Source organism: Sphingomonas sp. Leaf32, from assembly GCF_001421765.1.
GTDB lineage: Bacteria > Pseudomonadota > Alphaproteobacteria > Sphingomonadales > Sphingomonadaceae > Sphingomonas.
Window position 1 is genome coordinate 71,337 of record NZ_LMLA01000012.1, and the last position, 12,370, is coordinate 83,706.

At 66.9% G+C, this 12,370-nt stretch carries 6 protein-coding genes; 3 read left to right on the top strand and 3 right to left on the bottom strand.

Features of this window, described 5'->3' with window-relative positions:
• Positions 1-88: 88 nt before the first annotated feature.
• Positions 89-1,267 carry a molybdopterin molybdotransferase MoeA gene (locus ASE83_RS16145; protein WP_055792694.1) on the top strand — a complete coding sequence of 393 codons (1,179 nt, stop codon included), beginning with the start codon at positions 89-91 and terminating at the stop codon, positions 1,265-1,267.
• 53 nt (positions 1,268-1,320) lie between these two features.
• Positions 1,321-1,977, top strand: coding sequence for a transcriptional repressor LexA (gene lexA, locus ASE83_RS16150; protein WP_055792697.1), 657 nt, complete (start codon positions 1,321-1,323; stop codon positions 1,975-1,977).
• Positions 1,978-2,468: 491 nt separating this feature from the next.
• Here the strand turns inward: lexA and ASE83_RS16155 are convergent, their stop codons facing one another.
• Positions 2,469-4,598: an alpha-glucuronidase family glycosyl hydrolase gene (locus ASE83_RS16155; RefSeq protein ID WP_156353256.1), complete on the bottom strand. Its 2,130-nt coding sequence runs from the start codon at positions 4,596-4,598 to the stop codon at positions 2,469-2,471.
• A gap of 101 nt (positions 4,599-4,699) precedes the next feature.
• Between ASE83_RS16155 and ASE83_RS16160 the strand changes: the two genes are divergently transcribed.
• Positions 4,700-5,848 (top strand): endo-1,4-beta-xylanase, encoded by a 1,149-nt coding sequence (locus ASE83_RS16160; protein ID WP_055792703.1) that lies wholly within the window; start codon positions 4,700-4,702, stop codon positions 5,846-5,848.
• 35 nt (positions 5,849-5,883) lie between these two features.
• On the opposite strand, the gene ASE83_RS16165 is transcribed toward ASE83_RS16160, so the two are convergent.
• Positions 5,884-10,110 (bottom strand): translocation/assembly module TamB domain-containing protein, encoded by a 4,227-nt coding sequence (locus ASE83_RS16165; RefSeq protein WP_055792707.1) that lies wholly within the window; start codon positions 10,108-10,110, stop codon positions 5,884-5,886.
• Entirely contained in the window at positions 10,110-12,221 is a 2,112-nt protein-coding gene (locus tag ASE83_RS16170; protein WP_082443427.1) for a BamA/TamA family outer membrane protein, read from the bottom strand. Before ASE83_RS16170 ends, ASE83_RS16165 begins: the two co-directional genes overlap by 1 nt.
• Positions 12,222-12,370: the final 149 nt, after the last annotated feature.

A 12,370-nucleotide genomic window follows, 5' to 3' on the forward strand; every position in this document is an offset into this window, starting at 1 on the left:
CCGGGGTCCCGCTTCTTACTTCTGTTCGAGAGAGAAAGCGGGACCCCGGATCAAGTCCGGGGTGACGATCAGAACCAAAGGCCTCACTATGTCCCTCCTCCCAGTCGCCGAAGCACAGGCCCGCGTCCTTTCCCTCGCCCGCGCGGTTGTCCCCGAAACCCTCCCCCTGACCGAAGCCCTCGGCCGCTACGCCGCGACCGACGTCATCGCCCTCCGCACCCAACCGGCACGCCCGCTCTCCGCCATGGACGGTTATGCGATCCGTTTCGACGACCTGCCCGGCCCGTGGGAGGTGATCGGCGAAAGCGCCGCCGGGACTTCCTTCCCCGGCACGGTGTCCCCCGGACAGGCCACCCGCATCTTCACCGGCGCGGCGATGCCTGCCGGCACCGATTGCGTGCTGGTGCAGGAGGAAGCCACCCGCGACGGCACCCGCCTGCACCTGTCGGGCGAAGGCCCCGTACGCGGCGGCAATGTCCGTCGCGCCGGCCTGGATTTCCGCGAAGGCGACCTGCTGATCGCGGCGGGCGATCGCATCACCCCGGCCCGCGCCGCACTGGCCGCGATCGCAGGCCATGGCACGCTGTCGGTTGGCCGTCGTGCCCGCATCGCCATCGCGGCGACCGGCGACGAACTGGTCCCCGCCGGACACCCCTTGCGCGACGACCAGCTTCCCGAATCCAACGGCCTGATGCTCGCCGGGCTGCTCGCTGATCTGCCGGTAGAACGCATCGACCTCGGCATCCTGCCCGACAGGATGGAGGCATTGGTCCACGCCTTCGCTTCGGTCGATTGCGACCTGCTCGTCACCACCGGCGGCGCGTCGATCGGCGATCATGATCTCGTCCGCCCCGCGCTGGCGGCGGCGGGCGGCGAACTCGACTTCTGGCGGATCGCACTGCGGCCGGGCAAGCCGATGCTGGCCGGCCGATTAGGCAATACCGCTGTGCTGGGCCTGCCCGGCAATCCGGTGTCGTCGTTCATCACCGCGCTGCTGTTCGTCCGCCCCCTCGCCGCGCGCATCGCCGGTGCGGCCGATCCGATGCCGCGCACGGTCCGCGCCAGGCTTGCCCATCCGCTCCCCGCCAACGGCGCGCGCCAGGACTATTTGCGCGCCACCCTGATCGACGGACAGGTCTCGACCGCCGCCATTCAGGACAGTTCGATGCTGCGCACGCTCGCCCGGTCGGACTGCCTGATCGTACGTGCCCCCCACGCCCCGGCGGCAGATGCGGGCGACTCGGCGGAAATCCTGCAACTCGCTTGACGGGGTATAAATCGTTTCCTATTGGTTCCACGTCTGTTCCGACGGAGGACGTTATGCTGACGCGTAAGCAGCACGAGTTGATCTGCTTCATCGACGACCGGTTGAAGGCGACCGGGGTTTCCCCCTCGTTCGAGGAGATGAAGGAGGCGCTCGACCTCAAGTCGAAATCGGGTGTCCATCGCCTGATCTCCGCGCTGGAGGAACGCGAATTCATCCGCCGCCTGCCCAATCGCGCCCGCGCGCTAGAGGTGCTGCGGATGCCCGATCGCCCGGTCGCGAAGAAGCCGGCGGCCAAGCCCGCGCCCCGTCCCGCCCCGCAACCGGCCAACGATGTCGTCGAACTGCCGCTGCACGGCCGCATCGCCGCCGGTGTCCCGATCGAGGCGATCGAGGGGCAGGCGACGCTCCCCGTCCCCGCCGCCCTGCTGGGTGCGGGCGATCATTACGCGCTCGAAGTCGCCGGGGACTCGATGGTCGAAGCCGGCATCCTCGATGGCGACTATGCCTTGGTCCGCCGCACCGAAACCGCACGCGACGGCGAAATCGTGGTCGCGCTGATCGAGGATAGCGAGGCGACGCTGAAATATTTCCGGCGTGAAGGGGCGATGATCCGCCTCGACCCGGCGAACCGCAGCTACGACCCGCAACGCTATCGCCCCGAGCAGGTGCGCGTGCAGGGCAAGCTCACCGGCCTGCTGCGTCGCTATTGACTTGCATTGGCACCGGGATGCGTATCCCGGTGCCAGAACGCGGCGAGTGTGAACTTTGTGAACTTTGGACTAAAAAATCCGATGTTGCAGCGACTTACATTGGCAGTCGTCACGAGCTTTGGTGATCGTTCGTAACAATAGCCCCGCCCATTCGTCACCCCGGACTTGTTCCGGGGTCCATGGTGCGGCGTGAACCTCTATCGACCGGGATTGCGGCTCGGTGGACCCCGGAACAAGTCCGGGGTGACGGAGAAGCTGGCGGCGTCGATCAGAAGCGACACTCGGCGTAGCTGAAGGTCGATCGATCCTAGCTGTTTGATCCATTTACCTGAAAACGTTGCCCCAGCGCAGGCTGGAGCCTCGACTGGCTCCTGTCCTACGCTAGACCCGACAGATTTCAGCCTTCGCTGGGACGACGCTAGGTCCAAACAAGGTAGATCAAACTCCAACAACAGCAGGCGCCGCCTCCCCAACGGCAACGCCCAAACAGCCTACCGCCCATTGCCCGGCGCATAGGGCGTCCGGATCGCCTTGTACCAACCCAGCGGATGCGGCGGCGGCACCACGCCCGCCGGCAACGCCCGCCCCGAGACCTCGGCGAAATAGGCGATACACGCATCGCGCCACCACTGCGCCTCGGTCCGCTGGATGGTCAGGAACTGGCCGACCTCGGCATGACGCTGCTCGTCGACCTGCCCCTTCAGCGTCGCCCACTGCGCCGGCATCGCCGCGACCTCGGCCACGCCCCGGTCGTACCGCCCGATCAGTTCCTCCCACAGCGTCCGCCCCGATGCCATCCGCCGCTCCCACGGCACGTGGTGGAACCACAGCAGCAAGTCCTCCGGCACCGTCGCCGGATCGCCCCATCGCCTGGCCAGCGCCGGCGCATATTGGCCCACCGCATCACTGCCGCTGCGCGTCCGATCGAACCCGATCCCGTTCCGGTCGGCCTTGTGATAATAGACTGGGTTCCAGTCGGGTCGCGCCAGATCGTCGACCCACGGCCCCGGCCCATAGTGATGGCCCGTCGCGAACAGGTGATGCAGCCCCAGCGGCATCATGTAATCCACCACGGCCTGCCGCGACCGCAGCATCATCGCCGTCACCGGCCCGGCCACCGACTGGCCCCAGGTCATCGCCGCCCAGTCGCGCGCGATCGCCTCCGCCCGGTCGTCCGGATTCCACGCCAGCCGCCCGAACGCATACCAGTTCGCCTGATCGAACTGCGACCCCGACCAGTTGCGGTCGGTCCCGACATTCGCGACCCCGGCCATGCCGCTCAGCCCGTCCGGCCGTGCCAGCACATCGGCGACGGTAGAGCCTTTCCGTGGGCGATAGGTGTCGCTGCGCAGCACCTCCTCCCACATCGGTCCCAGATAGGCGAGGTGGGTGGCGAACCCCAGATATTCCTTGGTGATCTGCACTTCCATCATCAACGGCGTGCGGGGCATCGCGCCGAACAGCGGATGGAACGGCTCGCGCGGCTGGAAATCGATCGGCCCGTTCTTCACCTGCACGATCACATTGTCGGCGAATTTCCCGTCGAGCGGCTGGAACTCGCTATAGGCTTGCTTCGCGCGATCCTCCGGCTTGTCATGGGCATAGACGAACGCCCGCCACATCACGACCCCGCCATGGGGTTTCAGCGCCGCAGCCAGCATGTTCGCCCCCTCGGCATGGCTGCGGCCGTAGTCACCCGGACCCGGCTGCCCCTCCGAATTGGCCTTTACCAGAAAGCCGCCAAAATCGGGAATGCGGGTATAGATTTCGTCGGCCTTGGCCCGCCACCACGCCGCGACTTGGGGATCGAGCGGATCGGCGGTCTTCAGCCCGCCGACCTCGATCGGCGCGGAAAACTTCGCCGAAAGGTAGACGCGGATGCCCCAGGGCCGAAAGATCGCGGCCAGCCGCTCGACCTTGCCCAGAAACGCAGGCGTCAGCATGTCCGGGCTGGCATTGACGTTGTTGAGTACCGTCCCGTTGATGCCGACCGACGCGTTGGCCCGCGCATAATCGGTGTAGCGCGGATCGGTGAAGCCCGGCAGTTTCTGCCAGTCCCACAGCGACTGCCCGGCATAGCCGCGTTCGACATAGCGGTCGGGATTGTCCCAATGGTTCAGCACCCTGAGCGACAGGCGCGGTCGATCGACGATCGACAGCCGGTCGAGCGCCTGCCCCGTCTGCGCGATCCGCAGCAGCCGGAACGCGCCGTACAGCACGCCCACCGGTCGGTTCGCCGCGATGACGGTCACCGGCCGCCCCTCGACCGTCACCGACCGCAGCACATAACCCTCCGGCCCCAGCTGCGACAGCGGCAGGCGCAGCGCCGCGATCCGGGCCGACGCCCCGGTGCCGATCAGGATAGCACCATCGGTCACAACACCGTCGGCGATCCGCCGCCCGGTCAGCCCAGACAGACCGCGCTCCAGTTCCGTCGCTGCAAGGGCGATCGTCGCATCCTGCTCCTCGCGCACGATCGTTGTCGCGCGGGCGGCAACTGCCGCCGCTTGGGGTGCAGGGAGCGCACGATAGCGCAGCCAAAGGTCATAGCCGTCCTCGGCACGGACCGGCGTCGTCCAGGCAACGCACAGCACCACAATCCACCGGAGCGCTTTCAGCATCTTGCATCCCCTCATCCCGTCTGACCGACGGCGTTGACTCGAACATATCATCCCAATCATGGTAACGCTACCACGTCGAAGAGCGAGGATTGGTAGAGCGTATGACCAGGATCGATCGCCGCAGCGTGCTGGCCGGAGGGGCAGCGATGCTCGCCGCGCCAGCCGCCCCCGCCGCCCCTGCACCTTCAACGTTGAAGGCTGTTGCCGCACAACGCGGCCGACGGTTCGGTTCCGCCTTCGCCTGGGCACCGCCCGGACGCGATGCCGCATCGTTCAACAATCCGGCCTATGCCGCGCTGCTGCAACGCGACTGCGCGGTACTCGTCGCCGAAAACCAGATGAAGTGGCAGGCGATCCGCCCCGCCGCCGACCGGTTCGACTTTGCGCAGTTCGACGCGATGGTCGACTGGGCCGTGCGGAACGGCTTCGCGATGCGCGGACACACCCTCTACTGGGCCTATTCCAAATGGCTTCCCGCATGGCTCAACAACCAGGATTTCGGGCAGCGCCCCGCATCGGCCGCCGCCGACATTCTCGACCGCCATATCGATACGGTGACCAAACGCTATGGCCGCAAGATCGACAGCTACGACGTGGTGAACGAGGCGGTCGACCCCGACACCGGCACCCTGCGCGAGACGTCGCTGTCGCGTGCCATGGGCGGAACGGCGAATGTCCTCGACCATGCCTTCCGCACCGTGCGCGCCGCCGCGCCTCATGCCGAGCTGGTCTATAACGATTATATGAGCTGGGAGGATGGCAACAACAAACATCGCGCGGGCGTGCTGTCGTTGCTGGAGGACTTCCGTCGACGCGGCACGCCGGTCGATGCGCTGGGCGTGCAATCGCATATCGGCCTGTTCCAGCCGACCGGCGATGCCGGTGCCGTCGCGCACCGGCTGGAGCCGGAATGGCGGCGCTTCCTCGACCGGGTCGTGGGCATGGGCTACCGGCTGGTCATCACCGAATTCGACGTACGGGATCGCGGCCTGCCGGTCGCCATCGGTCTGCGCGACCGAGGCGTCGCCGACTTCGCGCGCGCCTATCTGGACATCATACTGTCCTATCCGCAGCTGGGCGACGTCCTCGCCTGGGGGTTGAGCGACAGGTATAGCTGGCTGCGCGGGTTCGAGCCGCGTCCGGACGGCGCCATCGCGCGGGGCTGTCCCTACGACATCGACCTCAAACCCAAGCCGCTGCGCGATGCCATGATCGCCGCACTCGCCGGCGGCGTATCGCGCAAGCGGTGACGTGACGGCGGCGGCGTTACCCGCCGCCGCCCCAATCAATAATCCCGGCTGTAGCGTAGCGAGGCGTTCGACCCGCCGAACGATCCGGTCTGCGACAACAGGCTGAGCGTCCGCGACAGGGCGATCTGGATTTGCGTGGCGGTGAAGCCCCGCGCGTCGGTGATGATCTCGACATAGATGTCGTCGGTCAGATACTTGCCCGCCGCCAGTGACGTACCGCGTCCGCTCGCCTCGTCTCCGCCCAGCACGCGCAGCCGGTCGAACCCGGTCGCCGAGCGCAGCTTGCCCAGCGGGTTCAGCCCGCCGCCGCCCGACCCACGCAGCGAATTGAGCGCGGCGGCCAGCTGGATCGCCTCGGTCGCCGACAGGTTCGTCACCGAACTGCCGAACAACAGTCGCGACAGCACCTCGTCCTGCGCCAGCGCCGGGGTGGAACTGAACGCGATCTGTGGTGCCTGGGCGGTGCCAGTGACGTTGATCGTTGCGGTCACGCCCTCGGCGGTGGTCGTCGCCGCGATGTCGATGACCGGGTTGGTGAAGTCCGAGCCCTCGAACCGGATCACGCCGCGTTCGACCTCGAACCGCTTGCCCGCGAACGAATAGGTACCCCGGATCATCCGCATTTGGCCGTTGATCGTCGGTGCCGAGGAGGTGCCCGCGATGCGCAGGTCCGCCTGCCATTCCGACTCCAACCCCATGCCCGACACGAACAGCCGGTTATTGGCACGCACCCGCAGCGCGAGGCGGAACAGACCGGCCGACGCCGCCGCCTGCCGCTGTTGCGCGGCAGTGGGCCGGTTCGCGTCGCTCTTGCGCCGGACACCGGTCAGTTCGGGCACTTCGGCCGCGCCCTGCAGGATGATCTGGTACCGCGCCTCCGGAATGAGGATGTCGCCCGAGATCAGTCCACCGTCACGCCCGTTCTGGATACGGATGTCGCCGGTCGCCGATGCGCCCAGCGCATCGCTGCGTGCCAGCTGGGCATCGCGCAGCTGGGCACGGATATCGATCGGGAAGCCGCTGTTCGACGCCAGCCCGACCGTTCCCTGCGCGTTGACCGTGCCTTCGCCGGCGCGCGCGCGGAACTGGGTCAATTCGAACCGGTCGTTGGTGAACCGTCCGTCGATACCGACATTGGTTAGCCGGGTGCCCAGCGCCTCGTTCTCATAGGTCAGGTTGTTCGCCCGGACGACACCGGTGAGCTGCGGCGCCTGCACCCGCCCGCCGAAATCGGCGGCAAGGCCGATCGGTCCCGACAATTGCTGGTCGGCCAGCCCGGCAAAGGAGAACAGCACGCCTGCCGGTCCGTTATAGCGGATACCGCCCGACAACGGCGCCGCCAGCATCCGCGTCACCCACGATCCGCTGCCCGGAGGCAGGGGGCGCAGATTGGCGACCATCCGCCCGACCGTGGTCGTACCCCGACGGATCAGCGCTCGACCGCTGCCCCCTTCGGGCCGGAGATCACCGGCAAAAACGATATCAACCGGTTCGGAGACCGAGGCGAGGCTGGTCCGCTGGAAATTGCGGATGGTCAGGCGAGCATCGGCACGGGGGAAGCTCTGGTCCGCCGCCTGCGCGAAGTCGAGGCTGCCGGTCGCGGTGCCGCCGATCCCGGTGCCGGGCACGAAGGCGTTGACGATGCTCAGGTCCAGCCGGTCGAGCCGGGTCTGGATCGACATACCGTTGCCATAGACGCCCGCCGCCCGGATCGACCCCTGATCGAAATCGATCCGCGTCGGATACAGGCGATAGCCCCCCGGTGCGGACGCGATCCGCGCCGGATTGACGGTGCGGAACGGGATCGAATTGGCGACGCCCTGCAGCGCGACGAGATATTCGTTCGGCCGCAGTCGGGCATTGGCGGCGACGCGGAAGGGCACACCCGACGATCCTTCGGCGAACATCTGCGCCGTGCCGTTGCCGCCGCGATAGTTGATCTTGGCGCGGCTGCGCTGGAGCACGAAATCGCCCATCGACAGGTTCGCGACCTGCGCATCGGCGACGATTTCCGGCTGGTCGTACAGCACGGCACTACCGGTCACGATCGCGCGGCCGATCCGCAGGCCCATATTGCCCGGAATGACCGCGTTCGATGCCTGGGCGTTGACGTCCGCACGCTGAAACCTGCCCTGCGCCGACAACCGGGCGACGCCGGCCACGCCCGATCCGGCGAAGTTCACCCGGCCGACGAACGGTCCGGCGTTGGTCGCTTCGACCCGGCCGTCGATGTTCATGCCCGCAAAGGTCGCCGATCGGATGTCGGCCGCCAGCCGCGGCGCGGTCGACAGCAGCACATCGGCGCGGAACGGGCCGTAATCGGTATTGCCGGTTGCCTGGATCGCATACCGATCGCCCTGCCCGCGCACCCGTGCTTCTAGGCCCGCCAGACCGACACCGACGCCCGGGCGTGCCGCCCGCAGCAGGACCTGCGGTGCGGCGACAGTGCCCGTAACCCGTGCGGTCAGCGGACCATATTGCGTCGAATAGGCATCGGCATTGACCAGCAGCGGCCCCGCCGGATCATAGTGGCCGGAACCGTTGGTGATCCGGAACTGCGGTGCGTTCATCCGGACATTGGCGAAGCTGACGATCCCGTCCGGTCCGACACCGACATCGGCCCGCGTGGTGGTCACGTTGCCACCGAGGAAGTTGCGAATGCCCTCGTTGAACAGCTGGGTGGTCTGGGCAACCACGCGCCCCTTGATCCCGAACCCGCCCTGTGGCGCGGTATAAAGGCTGGCATCGGTCGTCAGGTTCAGGATGCCGATGCTGGCAACCTCGTAATCGTTGATCCGCCCCTTGATCGCACCGGTGTATCGCCCGGTGGTCAGATTCGCGGCGACGATCGCGGTCGCGTCGATTCGATCAGACCGGATGCGCAGATTGTCGGACAGCACCTGGTCACCCGCGATGGCCAGATCGCCATTGATCGCGACGTTGGTGACCAGACCGCCAACTGCGGCGTTCAGCCCGGAAATTCGCCGTGCTTTGGCCGCGATCGGAATGAGGATGCGGTCGGCATCGACGGTCGCCCGCCCCTCGGCATAAAGCTGTTCGACGACGGTTTCGCCGAAGCCCAGCGCAGCCGCCTGCACCTTGTAATCGACAGTCGGCGTGCCGAACCCGCCGTCCAGCACCACCGCCGCGCGAACCGATCGGCCGTTGAGGTTCGGGGCGATCGCGCCCGGCGTCAGCAGCATCGCTTCGGTCCGGAAATTGCCAAACCGGCTGTTGCCCAGGTCGAGCAGACCAGTGGCATTCACCGCCAGCGCGCTGGAGCGCAGCTGGATACGGGTGTCGGCCTTACGATCGGCAAACCTGGCGTCGATCGCCACGTCGAGGCGTGGCGCGGTCAGTCGCTCGACCGGCCCGATCAGGATCAGCCCCGGCTGAGTCGATCCGCGCACCGTGAAGCGGCCCTCACGTCCGGTCAGCGCCAGATCGGCAAGCGGACGCCCGCCCAACGTCCCGGCGAGCCGCCCGCGCCAGTTGCGCCAGTCGCCCTGCCCGTCGACCGTCGCGACGATCGGCGCCTTCAGTCCGGCCATCCCGGCGATCATGCCATTGGCCGGCCCGGTGATCCGCGCATCGACGTCGAAGCGGTTGTCATCGGGAACGGCATCCAGCTTCAGCGCGACGCGGTCGCCCCCGGCGACACCCGGCGCGGCGAGGGTCGCGGCATTCGCCGTCACCTGCGCGCGGCGGTCGGCGATGTGCACTTCGCCGTCGAGCTTCGCGAGGTGGCGCTGTCCGGTCACCGCCGGCCCGACTTCGATCCGGTCGACCGCCAAGCGGTTCACATCGATGTCGTAATCGGGCAGCAGCGGCGCGTTGGGGTCGCCCGGCGGCGTATCCTTCAATACCGGATTACGCGCATAGCGGACCAGCGGACTGGTCAGGCTGCGAATGTCGACATGCCCGTTCGCAAAGGCGAAGGGCCGCCAGTCGACGGCGATTTCCGGCGAATAGGCGAACACGCCCCTGGTATCGCTCAGGCGCAGGTCCCGGACCCTCATCGCACCGTATAGCGATCCGTCGATGCGGCCGATATTGACCTTCAATCCCGATGCGGTGGTGTAACCGTCGAGCTTGCCGACCAGAAACCCACGCCCTGGCCCGGTATTCAACCCTAACACCAGTGCCAACAGCAGGATCAGCAGCGCGACGAGCGCGATTCCGATCCATTTGAGGATATTGATCCAGAGCGGCCGGTCGCGCACGACGACGGTTTCGGTGGCGGGCATGTCGGCGTCGGTCATCAGAATGCCTGCCCGATCGAGATATAGAGCGCGATCTTGGATTCTCCGGGGCGCCGGGCGATCGGCGTTGCGACGTCGACCCGCATCGGGCCGAAATTGGTGTAGAAACGACCACCGATACCGGCGCCGAAGCGCAGGTCCGATCCCTTGGGCAGGCTCGATTCATAGACTTGCCCGGCATCGATGAACGGCACGATCCCGAAATTGCCGAACCGATACCGCGCCTCCAGCGCGAACTCGTTCAGGCTGCGCCCGCCGATCGGACGGTTCAGATTGTTACCGTCCTCGTCCACCTCCGGCGTGCGGGGGCCGAGTTCTTGGAACCCGAAGCCGCGCACCGATCCGCCGCCACCGGCATAATAACGCCGTGACGGGGCAAGATCGTCGCGCGCGATCCCTTGGATCGATCCGGCCCGCGCGCGTCCGGCGATGACGACGCTCTCGCCGATCGGGTAATAGGCGGTGCCCTCGACCATGAACCGGCCATAGGGACGCACGGCACCCTGCACCGATGCTTCGGGGCTGACGTTCAGCTTCAGGCGGAAGCCCTTGGTCGGGTTCAACAGATTGTCGGACGTGTCGAACCCGGCGAACAGCGGCAGCGCGGCGATGCCGTAGGTCTTGCGTCGGCGGCCGCCGACGTCGAAGTCGTACGTGTCTTCGTTGGTGCCGATCAACTCGCCGCCATAGGCATAGGTGAACCGCTTCTGCCAGATCGGTGTCGAGTCATATGACCAGCGGATGCCGAGCGTCCCGGTAAACGCCTCGAACGCGTTGTAATTGCTGCGGCTGGCATTCGCGAGAAGCTGGAAGGTGCGGTCACGCCGCCCGGCGTTGGATCGGCGGAAGGTGACGCCCGCGCCCTGCTCCTGCGTCCCCGCGACGCCGCGCACGATCAGCGCGCCTTCGGGCGGGAAAAGGTTGCGATGCATCCACGATCCTTCGAGGCGAACGCCCTGCCCCGTGCCATAGCCCGCCTCACCGGCGAGCGTCCGTGCCGGCCCGGCATCCTGCTTGACCAGCAGGTTGACCGATTCGGTACCATCGGGCGCGATCTGGCCGGTGCGCTGCGGTTCGACCGAAACGCCGGAAAACAATCCCGTCGCCACCAATGCGGCGCGCAGATCGTCGACCTTGCGATTATCGTACAATTCACCCTGTTCGAACCGGGCGAGAACCCCGACATGCTCGGCATCGAAGGCCAGCTTGCCCGTCGTCGAATAGGTGCCGAACGACGATCGCGGTCCCGTCGCGACCGGCAGCGTATAGGCCCCGGTGACGGTCGTATCGTCGAGCAGGATGTCACGCTCGCCGACCTGGACGAAGGGATAGCCCTGCTGCGGCAGCTTCAGGCTGACATTCGCCTCGGCCGCCTGGATGCGTTCTGCGTCGATCGGATCGCCCACCGTCAGCGGCAATTCGCGATCGACCAGGTTCGGCGGGATGGTCGGCTGGGTATCGATGCGGATCGATCCCAGCGTGAACTGCTTGCCCGGAACGGCGGTGACCACTGCACGCACGCGGCCACCCGGCGGCTGTTCGATCGCCGACGTGGCGGTGCCGTCATAATAGCCTTTGGCCCGCATGATGCGGACCGCCAGCTGTTCGTCTTCCTTGGCGCGCGCCTGTACCATCGCGGCATTGGCGGCCTTGCCATCACCCTCGCGCAGCGCCGACAGTGCCCGAAACTGCGTTTCGCCGTCGATCGCATCCAGTCCGTTGACGACCGTATCGTAGCGGATTTCCACCGCGCGCTTGTCGTCCACCCCGGCGACTTCCACCGGCGTCACGTCGAACGAGGACAACGGCGTCAGGGGTTGGGCAAGCTCAGGCGCTTCGGGCAGTACCGCGTCGGGAAGGGTTTCCGCCGGGATCTGCGCCTCGGTCACGGGCGCGGTCGGCGCCGGGAGCGGCTGAACCTGCGGCACCGGTGCGGGCTTGGCATCGAACGCCGACAGCGGCTCGAGCGGAGCATTGATGTCACCGGACAAGGTGGGTAGCGCGGTGTCGAATTCGCGATCGGGGACGATGGGTTCGGCGGGCTGCTGCGGCGCAGTGACCGAGGCCGGTTGCGGCTGCCGCTCCTGCGCGTCGGCAATGGGAACCAACATCGTACCGGCGAGCAGCGCAATAACCGTCCGTGCGCGAAATTCCCCCAAAACCCTGTCCCCGTCCCCTTCGCAGACGCTACGACACGCAGCTCCCGTGAACCGACAACGCCAAGACAGGGAATTGGTTCACATTGAAATTAAGCTGCATC

Bases quoted from the DNA above. Each gene is read 5' to 3' on its own strand.
- ASE83_RS16145 (WP_055792694.1), top strand. From the start codon at position 89: ATGTCCCTCCTCCCAGTCGCCGAAGCACAGGCCCGCGTCCTTTCCCTC.
- lexA (WP_055792697.1), top strand. From the start codon at position 1,321: ATGCTGACGCGTAAGCAGCACGAGTTGATCTGCTTCATCGACGACCGG.
- ASE83_RS16155 (WP_156353256.1), bottom strand. From the start codon at position 4,598: ATGCTGAAAGCGCTCCGGTGGATTGTGGTGCTGTGCGTTGCCTGGACG.
- ASE83_RS16160 (WP_055792703.1), top strand. From the start codon at position 4,700: ATGACCAGGATCGATCGCCGCAGCGTGCTGGCCGGAGGGGCAGCGATG.
- ASE83_RS16165 (WP_055792707.1), bottom strand. From the start codon at position 10,110: ATGACCGACGCCGACATGCCCGCCACCGAAACCGTCGTCGTGCGCGAC.
- ASE83_RS16170 (WP_082443427.1), bottom strand. From the start codon at position 12,221: ATGTTGGTTCCCATTGCCGACGCGCAGGAGCGGCAGCCGCAACCGGCC.